The following is a 19,758-nucleotide window of genomic DNA, read 5'->3' on the forward strand; positions in this document are numbered from 1 at the left end:
ATTCACTCCGGGGTATTGGCAGGTCGCATGGCGGCCTGCGAAAAAAATCGCCGGTGGTTCGTTACCGGCATGCGCGCCCGTATGGACGCTTGTTCTACGCTGTCTCGTTCGGCCAGCAGCACCGCTTCACCCTGCGCCTGCTCGGCCAGCACGCGGCCCCATGGATCGATGATCGCCGCATGCCCAAATGTTTCTCTCGGCCCCGGATGGATTCCGCCTTGCGCCGCCGCCAGCACATAACACTGGGTTTCGATGGCCCGAGCGCGCAGCAAGACCTCCCAGTGCGCCGCCCCTGTGACGGCGGTAAAGGCCGACGGCGCGGTGATCAATTCTGCTCCTGCCTCCCGCAGCGCGGTGTACAGCTCCGGGAAGCGCAAGTCGTAACACACCGAAAGCCCCAGCCGTCCAACCGGCGTGTCGGCCACCACAACGTTGCCACCATGGGCGTAGTCGTCGGATTCCCGATACCGCCCTCTTGCATCGGCGACATCGACGTCGAACAGGTGCAGCTTGTCGTATCGGGCAACTTGCTGGCCCTCATCGTCAATCAGCAACGAACAGGCAGTGACTTTGCCATCAGGCTGACCCTCAAGGGGCAGCGGCAATGTCCCGGCCACTATCCATAAGGTGAGGTCGCGGGCGGCAAGTTTCAACCAGGGTATGATCGGACCTTCGCCCATTGCCTCGGCGCGACCGATCTCGGCGACGTCTCGACGGCCCATGGCGGCGAAGTTTTCCGGGAGCACGGCCAGTTTTGCACCCGACGCAGCGGCCTGTTCCAGCAACCTGCGGGCCTGGGCCAGATTGGCCACGATGTCGCTTTGACTGACCATTTGAATGACGGCGAAGGACATACCTACTCCCTGATCAATAGACCTGCACTTTACTCCAGACACCGATGATTGGGCTCGCTCGATAGCCCGAATTCGTCGTCACGGCCCATGAATGTCACACCGGAGCAATGACCTGCCGCAGATTTGATGCAGGAGCGCGCTTGCCCGCGAAGGCGTAGGCACGGGCTGCGCATATGCGTTGGATGCGCCGGCCTCTTCGCGGGCAAGCGCGCTCCTACACTGATCAGCGGCGAACAATGGAATCTCGTTGCACGCATTGGCCCCTTCCCGGCTAAAGCCGGTCCCACTAAATATCGCGTTCATCTGGTCGCGTAGGCACGGACGGCGCATATGCGTTGGATGCACCGGCCTCTTCGCGGGCAAGCGCGCTCCTACACTGATCAGCGGCGAGCAGTGAAATCTCGTTGCACGCACTGGCCCCTTCCCGGCTAAAGCCGGTTCCACTAAATAGCGCGTTCATCTGGTCGCGTAGGCACGGGCTGCGCATATGCGTTGGATGCACTGGCCTCTTCGCGGGCAAGCGCGCTCCTACACCGGTCAGCGGCGAACAATGGAATCTCGTTGCACGCATTGGCCCGTTCCCGGCTAAAGCCGGTCCCACTAAATATCGCGTTCATCTGGTCGCGTAGGCACGGGCTGCGCATATGCGTTGGATGCACTGGCCTCTTCGCGGGCAAGCGCGCTCCTACACCGGTCAGCGGCGAACAATGGAATCTCGTTGCACGCACTGGCCCCTTCCCGGCTAAAGCCAGTCCCACTAAATATCGCGTTCACCTGGTGGAATCGGCTTCAGCCAAGAGGCGTTGGATGTCACACCGGGGCAATGATTGCCGCAGATTTGAATGTAGGAGCGCGCTTGCCCGCGAAGGCGTAGGTACGGACGGCGCATATGCGTCGGATGCACCGGCCTCTTCGCGGGCAAGCGCGCTCCTACACTGATCAGCGGTGAACAATGGAATCTCGTTGCACGCACTGGCCCCTTCACGGCTAAAGCCGGTCCCACTAAATACCGCATTCAGCTGGGGGGCTGGGTTCAGCCTGTCCTACTCACGGCGCGTTCACTTGTCGGACGGGCTTTAGCCGGGAAGGCGTCTGTGGTCACACTGCAAATGTCAGACGCCTGCCAACGCGGTGTTTACTGGGGTTTTTCGAACGGTTTGTCGAAGGTGATCTTGGGTTCTTTCCACGGCCCCTGAACCTTGTACTGGACACTGGCGAAGCGTGACACGCGGTCGCCCAGCAGCTTGTCGACCAGGAACAACGCGCCGCCAATCGCCGGTGCGCCGACGATCAATGCAGCAATGGGCAGGTTATTGGTCACCGGCAGGGTCACCAACAGCTTGGCGTCTACGCGATCACGGACCATGTCCAGCGTGCCGTCCAACTCAAGATTCGTCGAAGGCCCGGTCATGGTGATCGGGTCGCGGGTGACATACACGCCATCGCTGGCAACCAGCAAACCCTTGACCTTGTCGTAGCTCAAGCCCTTGCCGAGCAGGTCAGAAAAGTCCAGACGCAGCCGCCGGCCAATCGAATTGAAGTTGAGCAGGCCAAACACCCTGAGCGCCTGTGCGCCCCCTTCAACCTCAACGAATTGCCCGTTTTTCAGCGTCGCGTCCAGGCTGCCGGAATAGCGCTTCAAGCCCACCCAGGCGGGCGACCCCGGCCAGCGGCCGTCAGCGTTCAGCTCGAATTCCTGACTGGTGACCGTCGGGGCGAACCCCCAGGCCTTGAGCACATCCGCCAGGTTCTTGCCGCTGACCTGACCCTTGAACCAACTGGATGTCGCGCCCGGTGTGCCCTCCCAGCCGCCGTTGCCCAACAGCGCAATACCTTTGAGGCCCAGGTTCATGTCCGTCAACTGGACGCCGTTAGTCGTCGGCCGCGCCTTGAGCGACCACGCCCCCATCAACTGATCGCCCTGAAACAGCTGGGTGATGTTGACGTTCGCCGCCGGAATTTTGCGAGGATCAACATCTACCAGCGGATCTGGAGCGTTTTCCACCACCGCCGCATTCGGGTCCGGCGCTGGCAGCCGCACATACAACAGGCTGATATCGATGGGCGCAGTTTTGCTGTCCGGCAAGGTGGCAGTGCCCTTCACCTTCGCGCTATCAAGGGACAGCGCCCACGCGGCATCACTGCGCTTGAGCAGCACACCGACCTGGTCGAGCGTCGTGCCCATTGCGGTCAGTTTGCCGATCTGTAAGTCAACGCTGCTGAGAAGCTGCTTGGCGCTACCACCCGGATCGCCACCGGCGTAGCGCTCGGCCATGGCCTGCCAGGGTGCTATGTCCAGTTCGGACAACGCGCCGCGAACGCGCAAGCCTTTGCTGTCCGGCACGATCGCCCCGCCCTCGCCCAGAAACAACTCCCCTCGCCCGTCGCCGAACTTGCCGGGTGGCGAGGCGAACGCCAGGTTGGCGATGTTGCTGTAGCCGACATCGATACGCCGTTCGGGGCCCTGCAGGTTCATGCGAAAGTCGGTGTCACGCGCCTCGTCTGCGGCTTTGCCAAATGGTGCCGGCAGATCAACCGCGAGCCCCTTGAGGTTCGAGTTGATCTGCAGCTGACTGGCATTGCCGCTCAATGTCAGCTGCAACTGGTAAGGCAGATCGCCCGAGATGGGCAGCGGCTGAGTGACGCCCAGCCAGTCGGTCAGGCGCTTGCTGGCAATCACGCTGCTGGCAGTGATCCGCGTCACCGGCGCGCCGGGTTTGCCTTCGGCGAAAATCTCGGCAGACACCGGTTTATCGAAAGCAACGGTCTTGATGTTTTTGCCGCTCAGACCTTTGGTGTAATCAAAACGGAAATCGCCGCGCAGTTGCGTCAGCTCCAGCACCGGGTCGGCCAACTTAAGGCGCGCGCTGTCGGTACTGAAATCGACCACGACTTTGGGCTCCTGCCCTTTGACCAGCGGGATATCCAGGTTGATATGCCCCTGCAAAGGCCCTTCGGCCTGCCAGCCGGCGAAGGTCTGGCCGGTTCCGATGGGGGCTTCCTGCAGGATTTTCATGCCGTCCTGAAGACTGCCCTTCAGATCCCCGTCCACCAGCAAATGGCTGGTCTGCCCCGCCGAGACGTGAGGAATATCCACCGCGACATTGCTCACTTGGGTGTTGAGCAACTGGCCCTTGTTGGCACGGATGCGCACGCCGCTGTTCTCGACGAATACGTCGCCGTCGACATTGGTCAGCTGAGGCCAGCCTGGCTGGAACGCCAGATTCGCGTTGCGCACTTTGAAGAACAGACTGATGACGCGTGCCACATCGGTCGCATCGCGGCTGATCGAGCCTTGATACTGGAAAAAACCCTGATCGACATTGCCGCCCAGAATCGCCGTGCGCAGCCACTGGTCGAGCGCCGGACTGAGCACAGCAGGCAGGTATTTGGAGGTGTAGCGACCGTCGCCGTCGACCAGACCGACGCGCAGGTCCATGTAGTCTTCCTGGCTGTGATCGAAGTGAAGGCGAATGAGGAAGTCGCTGGCGATCTTGCCCTCCTCCCCTTCGACCTTGATATACGGCGCAATGAGCGTGAAGCCTTTGTCATCCAGCGCCCAGGTCAGCTGTGCATTGGCGTGGCGATACTTCCATTCGTTACGGAAGATCGGGTCCAGATGCAGCATGAAATCATCCGTATCCAGACGCAGTTCGCCCTGACCAAGATCACCGCTGATGGCGCCGCTGACGTTACCGGCCGCAGGTGCGCCGTGATAGGCGTCAAAACCGACCTTGTCCAGATTGGCGGCGAAGGCCAGACGCTTGGGCGCCTCGGCCTGGGGTCGATAATCCACCAGCACATTGCGCAGGCCGCCAGTCACCTTCAGCCGGTCGAGCACAACCATGAGTTTGTCAGGCAACGGCGCCAGCGAATCAAGCAGCGGCGTAACGGGCGTCAGGTCCAGCCGGTCGGCCTGTGCGTGCCACACCTCTTCGCTGTCGGCGGTGGCGGCGCTCTGCTGCAGTTGCAGACGACTTTCCCAGCGCTTGCCGTTCAGGTCCATGGCCAGCGAGTCGACGGTGGCGCGCATGCCTTTCTGATCGCGCTGAAACCAGGCGTTGAGCGCCAGATTGTCGATGACCGTCGGCTTGCGATCGGCGTAACCGCCTTTGAAATGCGGTGCGTTAAGACGCGTGACCGCGCTTTGCAAAGCGCCCTGCCCCCACGTTAACCAGGCTTCGCCGCCCATCTTCAGGCTCCGAATTTTCCAGTCGCGGGTCAGGCTTTTCGGCAGCCATTTCGACCACTCGCTCTGCGGCAGGCTCAGGTAGGCCTGGGCCTCGCCGTCGCGCCATTCATGGGCGGTGACCTTTGAACGGACATTGAGCGACAGCGGCTGACCGTCCGGCAGGTTCAATCGCGCATCGAGGCGCTGATGCAAACTGCCCGTCTTCAGTGTCAGGCTCACATAGGTCAACGTCAGCGGCGACTGGTCATAAGGCTGGAGCGTGATCTGGCTGTCGAACAGAGACAGCTGCGAAACAACCTGCATCTGGTTCAGGATTTTCTCGGGGTCGAACGCTTGATCAGGCTGCACAGGTAAACCCTGTAGCGCCCAGTGGCCGTTCTGGTCTTCTTTCAGGCCCAGCTGCAGGCCGTCCAGTTCAAGGCGCTCAAGGCGCACCTCACGGCTGCGCAAGCTGGCAAGAAGGTCGGGCGTTGCCTGAACATGGTCGAGCCGAACGGCATTACCGCCTGTGCCGATCATCACATCCCGCGCGACGAATACCGGGGCGAAGCCGCTCCAGCTGCCTTCCAGCCGTCCGATGCTCACGGGCATGCCCAGCGCGGCCTGCGCCTTGGCTTCAACGTCGGCGCGGTATTCGGCCACCATGGGCACCAACTGACGACCGACACTCACGTACAGCGCAACCAGCACCACGACGAGGGCGCAAAGGCTCAGTCCCCAACGGGTCATCACAGCCAGAAACCGGGTCAGACGCTCCATGTCGCTGCGCCTCCGCAAAAACGGCCTGCATCTGGCATCCGGCCCAATCGTGCAGGTGCGGGTACGTCCAGGTTGTGCTCAATCGCCACGCGTTGTTCTCTTTGGACGGCATCCGTTCCGTCTGCCTCAAGGGCACAGTTTTCTAGTTCAACCACACCGCCGCCGGGTAGCGCCGGGCGTCACGCACCGTCAGAGCAGCACGACGTCATATTGTTCCTGGGAATACATAGTCTCGACCTGAAAACGAATGGTCCGGCCGATGAACACCTCAAGCTCCGCCACATTGCCAGATTCCTCGTCCAGCAGTCGATCCACCACTTTCTGATTGGCCAGCACCCGATAGCCCACCGCCTGGTAAGCACGGGCTTCGCGCAGGATCTCGCGGAATATCTCGTAGCAGATGGTTTCGGGCGTCTTCAGTTTGCCCCGACCCTGGCAACTGCTGCACGGTTCGCACAGCACCTGCTCCAGACTTTCGCGGGTGCGCTTGCGCGTCATCTGCACAAGACCCAGTTCGGTGATGCCGATGATGTTGGTCTTGGCGTGATCGCGCTCGAGCTGTTTTTCAAGCGTGCGCAGCACCTGGCGCTGGTGCTCGGCGTCTTCCATGTCGATGAAATCGATGATGATGATGCCGCCGATGTTGCGCAGCCTCAGTTGCCGCGCAATGGCGGTTGCCGCTTCCAGGTTGGTTTTGAAGATGGTTTCTTCAAGATTGCGATGCCCGACGAACGCGCCGGTGTTGACGTCAATCGTGGTCATGGCTTCGGCCGGGTCGATGACCAGATAGCCGCCGGACTTGAGCGGGACCTTGCGGTCCAGCGCCCGCTGGATTTCATCCTCCACGCCATACAAATCGAAAATCGGCCGCTCGCCAGGGTAGTGCTCCAGGCGATCGGCAATTTCGGGCATCAGTTCAGCGACAAACTGAGTGGTCTTCTGAAAGGTCTCGCGTGAATCGATGCGAATCTTCTCGGTCCGCGGGCTGACCAGGTCGCGCAACGTGCGCAGCGCCAGCCCCAGGTCTTCGTAGATCACGCTGGCCGGGCTGATGGTCTTGATCTGCTCGCCGATCTGGTCCCACAGCCTCCGAAGGTAGCGGATGTCCATCATGATCTCGTCAGCGCCTGCGCCCTCGGCTGCGGTGCGCAGGATGAAGCCGCCCTTCTCCTTGATCCCTTCCTTGGCGACGCAATCGCTGACCACCTGCTTCAAGCGCTCGCGCTCGGCTTCGTCTTCGATTTTGAGGGAAATGCCGACATGCGCCGTTCGCGGCATGTAGACGAGGTAACGCGAGGGGATCGACAGCTGGGTGGTCAGCCGCGCGCCTTTACTGCCGATCGGGTCCTTGGTGACCTGCACGACCAGGCTCTGGCCGTCGTGGACCAGGGAACTGATGGTTTCCACGGCCGGGCCTTCACGCATGGAGATTTCGGACGCATGAATGAACGCCGCGCGGTCCAGGCCGATATCGATGAACGCCGCCTGCATGCCAGGCAACACGCGCACCACCTTGCCTTTGTAGATATTGCCCACGATCCCGCGGCGCTGGGTGCGTTCGACATGCACCTCTTGCAACACCCCGTTCTCAACGACCGCCACGCGCGATTCCATTGGCGTGATGTTGATCAGAATCTCTTCACTCATGACTTGTCACCTTCCGGGCGTTGCCAACAGGGTATGCCGAAACGCTGGAGGATTTCTGCGGTTTCGCACAACGGCAGGCCGACCACCGCGGAATAGCTGCCGCTGAGGTTTTCCACGAACACTGCACCAAGCCCTTGAATGCCATAGCCCCCGGCTTTGTCGCAGGGTTCGCCGCTTGCCCAGTACCGGCGTGCTTCGTCTTCGGCGATGACCCGAAACCGTACGCGACTGGTCACGGTTCTCGTCTCGCAGCGCTCTTCGCGAACCACGGCAATGGCGGTCAGGACTTCGTGCTCGCGATTTGAAAGCGCGGCCAACATTGCCAGCGCCTCGGCTTCATCCGCCGGTTTGCCCAGAATGCGACCGTCAAGCACCACGGCGGTGTCAGCCCCGAGTACACAGGCGGTGGGGTATGCGGGGTCGTTGGCGAGGGTCAGTAGCCCCGCTTCGGCCTTGCAGCGCGCCAACCGCAGGACATAGGCGTCAGGCGCTTCGCCGGTCAGAGGGGTTTCGTCGATGTCAGCGCTGAGGGTCGTGAATGGCACGCCGATCTGGGCGAGCAGCTCACGACGTCGCGGGGAGCCGGAGGCAAGAAGAAGTTGGGGCATGGGACGTCTCCGTGTCGTTGATCACAAGCGTAGTCTTACGAAAGAGCCGGGGCGTCACACCGCTATATCAAGGTGCTCACTCCGGCCCCTTCCCGGCTGAAGCCGGTCCCACTGAAACACCGCATTCAAACCTGTGGGACCGGCTTTAGCCGGGAAAGCGTCGTGTGTCACACCGCAGGTTGAGGGTGCTCACACTGGCCCCTTCCCGGCTGAAGCCGGTCCCACTCAAACACCGCATTCCAACCTGTGGGACCGGCTTTAGCCGGGAAAGCGTCGTGTGTCACGCCACAGGATCGAGGGTGCTCACACTGGCCTCTTCCCGGCTGAAGCCGGTCCTACAAAAACCGGCAGATGCCGCTCCCAATTACTTAGTTGATCTTCAAACGCAGGCGCAATCCTCGCAGGCCGTAGCTGACCCATGGCCAGAGCAATGCGCTAACCAATGCCGGCAACACGAGGGCGAGGGTCGGCTGACGGTTGCCGGTCAAGGCACTGAGCCACAGCTGAACCAGTTGCGCGAGCCCGAAGATGACCAGAATCACCAGGCACTGCTGCCACATCGGGAACATCCGCAAGCGCTGCTGCAACGACAGCACCAGAAAAGTGATCAGCGTCAGGATCAATGCGTTCTGCCCCAGCAAGGTGCCGTATAGAACATCCTCGGCCAGACCCAGCATCCATGCAGTGACCATCCCGATCTTGTGCGGGAGTGCCAGCGCCCAGAAGGCCAGCAGTAGCGCCAGCCACAGCGGGCGAAATATTTCCATGAATTGCGGCAGGGGCGAAACGCTGAGCAGCAGCCCGATGACAAAGGTCAACCAGACCACCCAGCCGTTACGTGCGGGAGCATGACGCGCCATTATTCTTCCCTCTCGCGTTGGGTTGCCGGAGCAGCGGCGGGCGTCGCCGGGCGAGTTGCGGCGGGTTTGGCCGCAGGTTTGGCGGCGGGTTTGCTGGCAGCGGGCTTGGCAGGCGTGGTCGCCGGCGCGGTGGTGGTCGATGCAGGCGCGCTGTTCGCGGCAGGCGCGGACGAGGTGCTGTGCCCGGCAGGTTTCGGCACAGTGGCCGGAACAACTGCTTTGTTGGGCGTTGCAGCGGGCGCCGCACCAGGGACAGTAGCGGACGGCACCGCTGCCGGATCAGCCGCCTGACGGTCCAGAGACTCCTGCTGCTGCGCGGCGTCAGCAGCGCGCTCTTCAGGCGAGCGGCCATCGGAGAACACCAGCAGCAGATAACGGCTGCGATTCAGCGCAGCGGTCGGCACCGCCCGCACGATGGCAAAGGGCTGGCCGGAGTCGTGAATCACTTCCTTGACCGTCGCCACCGGATACCCCGCGGGGAAGCGCTGCCCAAGGCCGGAACTCACCAGCAGGTCGCCTTCCTTGATGTCGGCGGTGTCTGCCACATGGCGCAGCTCAAGTCGCTCTGGGTTGCCGGTGCCGCTGGCAATCGCCCGCAGCCCGTTGCGATTCACCTGCACCGGGATGCTGTGGGTGGTGTCGGTCAGCAGCAACACGCGGGACGTGTAGGGCATCAGCTCGACCACCTGCCCCATCAAGCCTCGCGCATCAAGCACCGGCTGACCCAGAACCACGCCATCGCGCTCACCCTTGTTGATGATGATGCGATGGGTAAACGGGTTGGGGTCCATGCCGATGAGCTCGGCGACTTCGACTTTCTCGTTGACCAGCGCTGAGGAGTTGAGCAGCTCGCGCAGGCGCACGTTTTGCTCGGTCAGGGCAGCCAGCTTTTGCAGGCGACCTTGCAGCAGCAGGTTTTCGGTCTTGAGTTTTTCGTTTTCGGCAGCGAGTTCTGTACGGCTGCCAAACTGGCTGGCGACGCCCTGGTACAGACGCTCTGGCAAATCGGCGATCCAGTAGGACTGCATCAGCACCAGCGACATTTGACTGCGAACAGGCTTGAGCAGGGTAAAGCGCGCGTCCACGACCATGATGGCCACGGACAATACGACCAGCACCAGTAGACGGACGCCCAGGGACGGGCCCTTGGAGAAAAGCGGTTTAATGGGCCGCTCCTTCCAGAGATGCGTACAGAGGTGCGTGAGTGTAGCTGTGCTTATTCATGCGACACGAAACCGGCCTGATGCGGATGGATGGAAATGCAGGGTGCCAGACTTGCAACATCGCTGCGCGACGTCAACAGGTCGGACACGAACAGGCAGCACGGTAAGGTGCTGCCCGTTAAGCGCAACATGCTGCGTTCCGGCGACTTATTCGCTGGAGAGCAGGTCCATGGTGTGCTTGTCCATCATTTCCAGCGCACGGCCACCGCCGCGTGCAACGCAGGTCAGCGGGTCTTCGGCAACGATCACCGGCAGACCGGTTTCCTGGGCCAGCAGTTTGTCCAGGTCACGCAGCAGTGCGCCACCGCCGGTCAATACCAGACCGCGCTCGGCGATGTCCGAGGCCAGCTCTGGCGGCGACTGCTCCAGCGCGCTCTTCACGGCCTGAACGATGGTTGCCAGGGATTCCTGCAACGCTTCCAGCACTTCGTTGGAGTTCAGGGTGAAGGCACGTGGCACGCCTTCTGCCAGGTTGCGACCACGTACGTCGACTTCACGCACTTCGCCGCCCGGGTAGGCCGTGCCGATTTCCTGCTTGATGCGCTCGGCGGTGGATTCGCCGATCAGGCTGCCGTAGTTGCGACGCACGTAAGTGATGATCGCTTCGTCGAAACGGTCGCCACCGACACGCACGGATTCGGCATAGACCACACCGTTCAGGGAAATCAGGGCGATTTCCGTGGTACCGCCGCCGATGTCGACAACCATCGAACCGCGAGCCTCTTCGACCGGCAGGCCGGCACCGATGGCCGCTGCCATTGGCTCTTCGATCAGGAAGACTTCGCGCGCACCGGCACCCAGAGCGGATTCACGGATGGCGCGACGCTCGACCTGCGTGGATTTGCAGGGAACGCAGATCAGCACACGAGGGCTGGGCTGCAGAAAGCTGTTCTCGTGAACCTTGTTGATAAAATACTGAAGCATTTTTTCGCACACGCTGAAATCGGCGATGACGCCGTCTTTCATGGGGCGAATGGCCGCGATGTTGCCCGGGGTACGGCCCAGCATCCGCTTGGCTTCCATCCCGACCGCAACAACGCTCTTCTGATTTCCGTGGGTCCGAATGGCCACAACTGATGGCTCATTCAGAACAATGCCGCGCTCACGCACGTAAATAAGGGTGTTGGCAGTGCCCAGGTCGATGGAAAGATCGCTGGAAAACATGCCACGCAGTTTCTTGAACATGGGGAAAGGACCCTAGGCAACGCGTGGGTAAAAAAGTGCGGCAAACTCTAACAACGACAGGGATTTTGGGCAAGGAGCCAATATGTTAAATTGGCGGTTTTTCCGAGCACTACCCTGGAAGATCGCGGCCTTATGACCGTTTAAAGGGCGTAGTGTTCCGCAATCTGACGTATGGCTCATGCCCTGCGCATTCCACTGGAGAACCCCATGGCGCTTGATCGCTCCGACGTGGAAAAAATCGCTCATCTGGCCCGACTGGGTCTTAATGACGCCGATATCCCGCGTACTACTGAAGCACTGAATAGCATTCTCGGGCTGGTTGACCAGATGCAGGCGGTCGATACCACCGGCATCGAGCCCCTCGCGCATCCCCTTGAAGCCTCCCAGCGCCTGCGTGAAGACGCCGTTACCGAGGTCAATCATCGCGACTCCTATCAAGCCATCGCACCAGCGGTCCAAGACGGCCTTTATCTGGTTCCGAAAGTCATCGACTAAGGGAATGAGCCTGCAATGCATGAAATGACTCTGGCAGAGATCGCTCGCGGACTCGCCGATAAAAAGTTTTCTTCCGAAGAATTGACCCGCAATCTGCTGGCGCGCATCGCTCAGCTGGATCCGCAGCTCAATAGCTTCATCACTGTCACCGAAGACCTGGCGATCACTCAGGCCCAGGCTGCCGACGCCCGCCGCGCGGCAGGCGAAACCGGGCCTTTGCTGGGTGCTCCATTGGCGCACAAGGACCTCTTCTGCACCAAGGGCATTCGCACCAGTTGCGCCTCGAAGATGCTCGATAACTTCAAGGCCCCCTACGACGCCACTGTGGTTGCCAGGCTCGCCGCCGCCGGTACCGTGACGCTGGGCAAGACCAACATGGACGAATTCGCCATGGGGTCGGCCAACGAATCCAGCCATTACGGCGCAGTTAAAAACCCGTGGCACCTCGAGCATGTTCCCGGCGGCTCGTCCGGCGGTTCGGCCGCTGCCGTTGCGGCGCGTCTGCTGCCCGGCGCTACCGGCACCGATACCGGCGGTTCGATCCGTCAACCAGCCGCACTCACCAACCTCACCGGCCTGAAACCGACCTACGGCCGGGTTTCCCGCTGGGGCATGATTGCCTACGCCTCCAGCCTGGATCAGGCGGGCCCGATGGCGCGCACCGCCGAAGACTGCGCATTGCTGCTGCAAGGCATGGCCGGTTTCGACGTGAATGACTCCACCAGCATCGACGAACCGGTGCCCGATTACAGCGCTGGCCTGAGCGCATCGCTGCAGGGTCTGCGCATTGGCGTGCCGAAGGAATATTTCGGCGCCGGCCTGGACCCGCGCATTGCGGACCTGGTCATGGCCAGCGTCGAAGAGCTGAAGAAGCTCGGCGCCGTGGTCAAGGAAGTCAGCCTGCCCAACCTGCAGCACGCCATCCCGGCGTATTACGTGATTGCACCGGCAGAGGCCTCCTCCAACCTCTCGCGTTTCGACGGCGTGCGCTTCGGCTATCGCTGCGAAGACCCGAAAGACCTGACCGACCTGTACAAGCGCTCCCGTGGCGAAGGCTTCGGCCCTGAAGTTCAGCGCCGGATCATGGTCGGCGCCTATGCGCTGTCGGCCGGTTACTACGACGCTTACTACGTGCAGGCGCAGAAGATTCGCCGCCTGATCAAGAACGACTTCATGAACGCGTTCGCCGAAGTCGACGTGATTCTGGGCCCGACCACGCCGAACCCCGCCTGGAAAATAGGCGCCAAGAACGCGGACCCTGTCTCGGCTTACCTGGAAGACTTCTACACCATCACCGCCAACCTCGCAGGCCTGCCGGGCCTGTCAATGCCCGCCGGTTTCGCCGACGGCCTGCCGGTGGGTGTGCAATTGCTGGCGCCGTATTTCCAGGAAGGTCGCTTGCTGAACGTTGCCCATCAATATCAGCAAGTAACCGATTGGCACACCCGCTCGCCGGCTGGCTTCTAAGGAGAAAACACATGCAATGGGAAGTCGTCATCGGGCTGGAGATTCATACCCAGCTCACCACCCAGTCGAAGATTTTCTCCGGCAGCGCCACCACGTTCGGCTCCGAGCCTAATACCCAGGCGAGCCTGGTAGATCTGGGCATGCCCGGCAGCTTGCCGGTGCTGAACAAGGAAGCCGTGCAGATGGCGGTCAAGTTTGGCCTGGCCATCGACGCCGAGATCGGCCAGCACAACGTGTTCGCCCGCAAGAACTACTTCTACCCTGACCTGCCGAAGGGTTATCAGATCAGCCAGATGGAATTGCCGATCGTTGGCAAGGGCCATTTGGACATCACCCTCGAAGACGGCACGATCAAGCGCATTGGCGTGACCCGCGCGCACCTTGAAGAAGACGCAGGCAAGAGCCTGCATGAAGATTACAGTGGCATGACCGGCATCGATCTCAACCGTGCGGGTACGCCGTTGCTGGAGATCGTTTCCGAACCGGACATGCGCTCGGCGAAGGAAGCGGTTGCTTACGTCAAGGCGATGCATGCACTGGTTCGTTATCTGGGCATTTGCGACGGCAACATGGCGGAAGGCTCGCTGCGCTGCGACTGCAACGTGTCGATTCGCCCGAAAGGCCAGGTTGAGTTCGGCACGCGCTGCGAGATCAAGAACGTCAACTCGTTCCGCTTCATCGAGAAAGCGATCAACAGCGAAATCCAGCGTCAGATCGATCTCATCGAAGACGGCGGCAAGGTCATTCAGCAGACCCGCCTGTACGACCCGAACACCAATGAAACCCGCGCCATGCGCAGCAAAGAGGAAGCCAACGACTACCGTTACTTCCCCGACCCTGACCTGTTGCCGGTGATCATTGAAGACTCGTTCCTGGAGCAGACCCGGGCGACCTTGCCGGAACTGCCTCCGCAGAAACGCGAGCGCTTCCAGTCACAGTTCGGGCTTTCGCTGTATGACGCCAGCGTGCTGGCCTCCAGCCGCGAACAGGCCGACTTCTTCGAGAAGGTCGTCAGCATCTCGGGCGACGCGAAACTGGCGGCCAACTGGGTGATGGTTGAGCTGGGTTCGCTGCTGAACAAGCAGGGCGTCGAGATCGACGAATCGCCGGTCAGCGCTGAACAACTGGGCGGCATGCTGCTGCGCATCAAGGACAACACCATCTCGGGCAAAATCGCCAAGATGGTCTTTGAGGCGATGGCCAATGGCGAGGGCAACGCCGACGAGATCATCGAGCAGCGCGGTCTCAAGCAAGTCACGGACAGCGGCGCCATTGAGTCAATGCTGGACGACGTCCTCGCTGCCAACGCTGAACAGGTCGAGCAGTACCGTGCGGCCGACGAAGCCAAACGCGGCAAGATGTTCGGCTTCTTTGTCGGGCAAGCGATGAAGGCATCGAAGGGCAAGGCCAACCCGGGCCAGGTCAACGAACTGCTCAAGCGCAAGCTCGAAGGCTGAACGCGAAACCTGTAGGAGCGCCACCCCGGTCGCTCCTACAAGGGACCGTGGTCGCAAATCGCGGTCTTCTGCAGAAACGTGCTCGCCCGGGTCAGTCCCGGGCGATGCCGGATTGGCGAACTGAACATTTCCAAGGGACCCTGCCCCATGCGGCGAATCCTCGGCGCTTGCGCCCTGCTCTCCCTGCTGGCCGGCTGCGCCAGTGATGGCCTCATCGATCCGCACGGTTACAACGCAACCGGTGGCGCCTCGTATTACGGCTCACAACACGCCGGTCAGCGCACCGCCAGTGGTGAGCGCTTCGACCCGAATGCCCTGACTGCCGCGCACCGTCAACTGCCGTTCGGCACGCGTGTGCAAGTCACCAACCTGGACAACGACCGCAAGGTCATCGTACGCATCAACGATCGCGGCCCGCACACGCGCGGTCGGCTGATTGACGTGTCGCGCGCAGCGGCCACGCAATTGGGTATGCTGCGCAGCGGAACCGCACAAGTGCGGGTACAAGCCCTCGACGACTGACTGGTGCCCTGAATTCTCGCCCTAACGAATCTGCCCTTGCCTACCCTGATCGAGCTCGCCTGCGGCCTGTTGCTGATGATCATCGGCGCGCAACTGTCGGTACGCGCTGCCGTGGCCCTCGCCGCGCTCCTCAAAACCCGCCCGCTGTTCCTCGGCCTGACAGTCGTCGCCCTCGGCAGCAGCGCGCCTCAACTTGCCGTCGGATTGCAGGCAGCCTTCACCGACAGCACCGACATCGCGGTCGGCAGCGTCATCGGCAGCAATATTTTCAACGTGCTGGTCACACTGGGGCTGTCGGCGTTGATCATCCCGCTCAGGGTGGCTCGCCAGTTGGTGCGTGTTGACCTGCCGCTGATGATCGGCGCGACCGCATTGGTCGCCGCGCTGGCCTGGAACGGCGAGCTGAGCGCACTGGATGGCATCGTGTTACTGCTTGGAATGGCAGCGTACCTGTTCGTCGTGGTGCGCCAGTTTGCCCACGGCGCGCGACATGTCTCGAAGGTCGACGTCGCTCCGCGTCGTCGCGTCAGGCCCATACTCGGCCGGCTGGCGTTGATGGCATGCGGCCTGGCCCTGCTGACCTTCGGCAGCCACTTGCTGGTCGGCGCGGCGGTGACGGTAGCGCTGGACCTTGGTTTGTCGGAGCGGGTCATCGGCCTCACCGTGATCGCCGTGGCCACATCGCTGCCCGCCTTGATGACCTCGCTGGTCGCAGCATTGCGCGGTGAACGGGACATCGCCGTGGGTAACATTATCGGCAGCAACCTGTTCAACCTGTTGGGCGTGCTGGGCATCACGTCGCTGATTGCCACCGGCCCACTGTCGATATCGCCCAACGCGCTGGATTTCGATTTACCGGTCATGCTGGGCGTGGCCGTGCTGTGCGTGCCGCTGTTTTACTCGGGTTATCGGATCACCCGGCTGGAGGGGCTGTTGCTGCTCGGGCTTTACGCTGTGTATGGGCTGCACATCGTCTCCTTCACCACCGGCATGCCGCTGGCAGAGCGGCTGGAACGTCTGATGATTCACTACGCGTTGCCGGTGATAGCCGCGTGCATTGTGGTCGGAACGATACGCGCGTGGCGACGGCAGCACTGAACACCTGAGGATGAACCACGACCCGCTGTAGGAGCCGGCTTGGAGGATGAACCACGACCCACTGTAGGAGCCGGCTTGCTGGCGAAAGCGGTAGATCAGTGACGAGGATGGCGCCTGATGCACCGGGTTCGCCAGCAAGCCGGCTCCTACGATCGCGATCCTGGTCGTGGAATGTCGCCAGTCAGATGGGCATGGCGTTATTGCCTAGGCCGGTGACAGCCGCGTGCATCGTCGTCGGAACGATACGCGCGTGGCGACGGCAGCACTGTACGCCTGAGGATGAACAACATCGCACTGTAGGAGCCGGCTTGCTGGCGAAAGCGGTAGATCAGTGACGGGGATGGCGCCTGATGCACCGGGTTCGCCAGCAAGCCGGCTCCTACAGACTGCGCCGTGAACTGGCTGCGATTCCAGGACCGGCAGTGGTTCCGGGATTGGCAGTGGTTCCAGGATGGGCTGAAGGTCTATATCCACCCGCCCCATTGCAGGATGAAAATCCCGACATTGGTCGTGACCGCGGCCGCCAGGGTGGTGATGACGATGATCGATGCAGCCAGTTCGTGGTTGCCATTGGCCGCACGCACCATGACAAAGCTGGCCGAGGCTGTCGGCGCGCCGAAGTACAGAAACAAAATCCCCAGCTCTGCATGACGGAAGCCCAGCAGCCACGCGCCGAGTGTGCAAATCAGCGGCAACCAGACCATTTTCATCAGGCTGGCGCTGATCGCCAGCGTGCCGCTCTCGCGCAATGACTTCAACGACAGAGTGCCGCCGATGCACATCAGCGCCAACGGCAAGGTCATCTGCGCCAGGTAACTGCCGGAGGTGTCGAGCCATTTGGGAAGGGGGATCTGGAAGTAAGCGAAGGGCGCGGCGATGACAATGCTGATGATCAGCGGATTGGCCATGACGCTTTTGGTGACGCTCCACGGGTCGGACTTGATGACCGGGCTGTAGACCGCGAGCACAACGGTAGAGAGGGTGTTGTAGAAAAGAATGACCAGCGCGGCCAGAATCGCGCCTAGCGAAATGCCGTAGTCGCCGTACATGCTTGCGGCCAGCGCAAGGCCGATGACGCCGTTGTTACCGCGAAACGCCCCTTGGGTGTAGGTGCCTCGCTCGGCGAACGGCACACGGTAAATGGCCCAGCCCCACGACAACGCAAAACCCAGCAGCGTCGCCACGATGAAATAGATCAACACCCCAGGCTGCAGCGCCGCGTGCAGGTCAGCGTGGATGATCCCCAGAAACAGCAGCGCGGGCATTGTGCAGTTGAACACCAGCGAGGAAGCCGTGTGGATGAAGTTGTCGTTGATCCAGCCCACGCGCTTGAGGACCACGCCCAGGAACAGCATGGCGAAGACCGGGGCGGTAATGTTCAGGGTTTCCAGAAAGATTGCCAGCATGCACGCCAAACCCTGAGCCGTCGTTAGGTAGCTAATGATAGGCCAGCGGAGCGCGAAGTGTTAACGGCAATTGCAAGTCATCGTACAACTGCGACTTCATCGGGCCCTGATCGGATGGCAGGCCGCCACTTCACTGGCCCTGATGGTAGAGGGCGGCGCGCCGCAAAATTGTAGGAGCGCGCTTGCCCGCGAAGACGGTGTTTCAACCGCTAAACATGTAGCGAATGTACCGGCGTTTTCGCGGGCAAGCGCGCCCCGACAGGGGTTGCGTCAGGCCGGATTGGCAGGTTGCAGCTTTTTCTCGAACACCGACACGCCATCCAGATCCCGCAGGGTCACCGTCATCTCGGCGCTCTGCCCATCAATGTTGACCTCACCAAAGAACTGGAACCCGGCGAACGGCGAAGTGTTCTGCGCGGGCGGGGCTTTCTGAAACACCAGCTCAGGCCCAAACGTCTTGTCCAGCGTGTTAGGCCCGAAGCTGCCGGCATTCAGCGGCCCGGCGACGAATTCCCAGAACGGGTCGAAGTCTTGAAATATTGCCTGATCGGGATGGTAGTGATGCGCGGCGCAGTAGTGCACATCGGCGGTTAGCCAGACGGTGTCGCGCACCTTCTGCTGGCGCAGGAATCCCAGCAACTCGGCGACTTCCATTTCACGGCCCTTTGGCGCGCCATTGTCGCCGTTCGCGATCGCTTCCCAGCGCATCACGCCGGGGCTGATCTCACCGTCCGGGACGCCGAGCCCTATCGGCATGTCAGCGGCGATGACTTTCCATTGCGCCGTCGAGGCCTGCAGTTCGCGCTTGAGCCAGTCCAGTTGCTCACGACCCAGAAAGGCGGTGGTCGGCCCCGGCTTGTCGGCCAGATTGGCATCGTTGCCGTCGCGGTAGCTGCGCATGTCGAGCACGAAGACGTCCAGCATCGGGCCGTAACCGAGCTTGCGGTACACGCGCCCGCCGTTGTCGGCGCTCTGCAGGCGCATCGGTGCGTATTCCAGAAACGCCTGGCGGCCGCGCGAGGCCAGCAACTGGATGTCCTTGACCTTGTAGCGGTCATCCAGCTGCTTGCTCGGCGACCAGTTGTTGGTCACTTCGTGGTCGTCCCACTGCCAGATCTGCGGGACCTCGGCGTTGAAGCGTCGCAGGTTGTCGTCCATCAGGTTGTAGCGGTAGGCGCCTCGGTATTCGTCGAGGGTTTCGGCGACCTTGCTCTTTTCTTCGGTAGTGATATTGCGCCAGATGCGTCCACCCTCGGTGACGACTTCGGCGGGTACAGGCCCATCGGCGTAAATGGTGTCGCCGCTGTGGATGAAAAAGTCCGGCAGGCGCAGGCGCATCGCTTCATAGATGCGCATGCCGCCGATGTCAGGGTTGATGCCGAAGCCCTGCCCTACCGTGTCGCCGCTCCAGACGAAGCGGATGTTGCGTCGATTGACCGGCACGCTGCGCAGATGACCAAACCACGGTTCACTGGCAACCCTGCTTTGAGCGTCTTCGAAGTAGACGCGGTAGAAAATGGCCTGATCGGCCGGCAAGCCCGTCAACTCGACGCGGGCGGTAAAGTCGGTGCGCTGGTCGGCGAGCAACGAAACCGCGCGGCGCGGCTGGGTGAACATGCTGCGGGTGTCCCATTCAACCACCATCCAGGCGGGGCGATCACTGCGGCTCCAGACCATCGCGCGGTCGCCGAGGACATCGCCGGACTGCACCCCGTCGGTCATCTTGGGGCGGTCCTTCACGGACGCAATCACAGCGGGTGCGAGCCCCGGCAGCAACAATCCGGCGCCAGCAGCCTGAATGATACGGCGGCGGGTCAGGTCAAACCGGGACATGTTTATCCTCCTCAAGCGAATGCCAAAGTGAGGAAACTAGCAGCGGATTGTTTGCAGGAGATGACAGCGGATCGCAGCACCCGGTGATGAGGAAATCACTGACACAACTCGTTCACCTGGTGGGACCGGCTTTAGCCGGGAAGGCGTCGGTA

Annotated in this window: 14 protein-coding genes; 5 read left to right on the plus strand and 9 right to left on the minus strand. The window is 61.6% G+C overall.

What is annotated here, in order from left to right:
* Window positions 1–2: 2 nt before the first annotated feature.
* The 7 genes from LT42_RS11805 to mreB all read right to left on the minus strand — a co-directional run bounded on the left by LT42_RS11805 (window position 3) and on the right by mreB (window position 11,328).
* The gene (locus tag LT42_RS11805) at window positions 3–854 is read right to left on the minus strand and encodes a carbon-nitrogen hydrolase family protein (RefSeq protein ID WP_037012594.1); all 852 of its coding nucleotides are present in this window, start codon (window positions 852–854) and stop codon (window positions 3–5) included.
* Window positions 855–1,989: 1,135 nt separating this feature from the next.
* Window positions 1,990–5,805 (minus strand): YhdP family protein, encoded by a 3,816-nt coding sequence (locus tag LT42_RS11810; protein ID WP_037012595.1) that lies wholly within the window; start codon window positions 5,803–5,805, stop codon window positions 1,990–1,992.
* Window positions 5,806–5,994: 189 nt separating this feature from the next.
* The gene (gene rng, locus LT42_RS11815) at window positions 5,995–7,452 is read right to left on the minus strand and encodes a ribonuclease G (RefSeq protein ID WP_037012596.1); all 1,458 of its coding nucleotides are present in this window, start codon (window positions 7,450–7,452) and stop codon (window positions 5,995–5,997) included.
* The gene (locus LT42_RS11820; protein ID WP_037012597.1) at window positions 7,449–8,060 is read right to left on the minus strand and encodes a Maf family protein; all 612 of its coding nucleotides are present in this window, start codon (window positions 8,058–8,060) and stop codon (window positions 7,449–7,451) included. The genes rng and LT42_RS11820 overlap by 4 nt, the downstream gene beginning before the upstream one ends.
* Before the next feature lie 368 nt (window positions 8,061–8,428).
* Window positions 8,429–8,920, minus strand: coding sequence for a rod shape-determining protein MreD (gene mreD, locus LT42_RS11825; RefSeq protein WP_037012599.1), 492 nt, complete (start codon window positions 8,918–8,920; stop codon window positions 8,429–8,431).
* Window positions 8,920–10,056: a rod shape-determining protein MreC gene (gene mreC / locus LT42_RS11830; protein WP_037012601.1), complete on the minus strand. Its 1,137-nt coding sequence runs from the start codon at window positions 10,054–10,056 to the stop codon at window positions 8,920–8,922. Before mreC ends, mreD begins: the two co-directional genes overlap by 1 nt.
* Window positions 10,057–10,290: 234 nt before the next feature.
* Window positions 10,291–11,328: a rod shape-determining protein MreB gene (gene mreB, locus LT42_RS11835; protein WP_020292894.1), complete on the minus strand. Its 1,038-nt coding sequence runs from the start codon at window positions 11,326–11,328 to the stop codon at window positions 10,291–10,293.
* Between the two features lie 207 nt (window positions 11,329–11,535).
* Between mreB and gatC the strand changes: the two genes are divergently transcribed.
* The 5 genes from gatC (at window position 11,536) to LT42_RS11860 (ending at window position 16,367) form a co-directional block, all read left to right on the plus strand.
* Window positions 11,536–11,823: an Asp-tRNA(Asn)/Glu-tRNA(Gln) amidotransferase subunit GatC gene (gatC, locus tag LT42_RS11840; RefSeq protein ID WP_037012602.1), complete on the plus strand. Its 288-nt coding sequence runs from the start codon at window positions 11,536–11,538 to the stop codon at window positions 11,821–11,823.
* A 15-nt stretch (window positions 11,824–11,838) separates the two neighbouring features.
* Complete coding sequence (gene gatA, locus LT42_RS11845; protein WP_037012603.1) at window positions 11,839–13,290, plus strand: Asp-tRNA(Asn)/Glu-tRNA(Gln) amidotransferase subunit GatA; 1,452 nt, start codon at window positions 11,839–11,841, stop codon at window positions 13,288–13,290.
* A gap of 11 nt (window positions 13,291–13,301) precedes the next feature.
* Window positions 13,302–14,747: an Asp-tRNA(Asn)/Glu-tRNA(Gln) amidotransferase subunit GatB gene (gatB, locus tag LT42_RS11850; RefSeq protein WP_037012604.1), complete on the plus strand. Its 1,446-nt coding sequence runs from the start codon at window positions 13,302–13,304 to the stop codon at window positions 14,745–14,747.
* A gap of 147 nt (window positions 14,748–14,894) precedes the next feature.
* Window positions 14,895–15,269 (plus strand): septal ring lytic transglycosylase RlpA family protein, encoded by a 375-nt coding sequence (locus LT42_RS11855; RefSeq protein ID WP_037012605.1) that lies wholly within the window; start codon window positions 14,895–14,897, stop codon window positions 15,267–15,269.
* 45 nt (window positions 15,270–15,314) lie between these two features.
* Window positions 15,315–16,367, plus strand: a complete 1,053-nt coding sequence (locus LT42_RS11860; protein ID WP_037013278.1) for a calcium/sodium antiporter — start codon at window positions 15,315–15,317, stop codon at window positions 16,365–16,367.
* Window positions 16,368–16,831: 464 nt separating this feature from the next.
* Here the strand turns inward: LT42_RS11860 and LT42_RS11865 are convergent, their stop codons facing one another.
* Window positions 16,832–17,773 (minus strand): AEC family transporter, encoded by a 942-nt coding sequence (locus tag LT42_RS11865; RefSeq protein ID WP_037012606.1) that lies wholly within the window; start codon window positions 17,771–17,773, stop codon window positions 16,832–16,834.
* 270 nt (window positions 17,774–18,043) lie between these two features.
* Window positions 18,044–19,606, minus strand: coding sequence for an alkaline phosphatase D family protein (locus tag LT42_RS11870; RefSeq protein WP_037012608.1), 1,563 nt, complete (start codon window positions 19,604–19,606; stop codon window positions 18,044–18,046).
* Between the last annotated feature and the right edge of the window lie 152 nt (window positions 19,607–19,758).

This window comes from Pseudomonas lutea, from assembly GCF_000759445.1.
GTDB lineage: Bacteria > Pseudomonadota > Gammaproteobacteria > Pseudomonadales > Pseudomonadaceae > Aquipseudomonas > Aquipseudomonas lutea.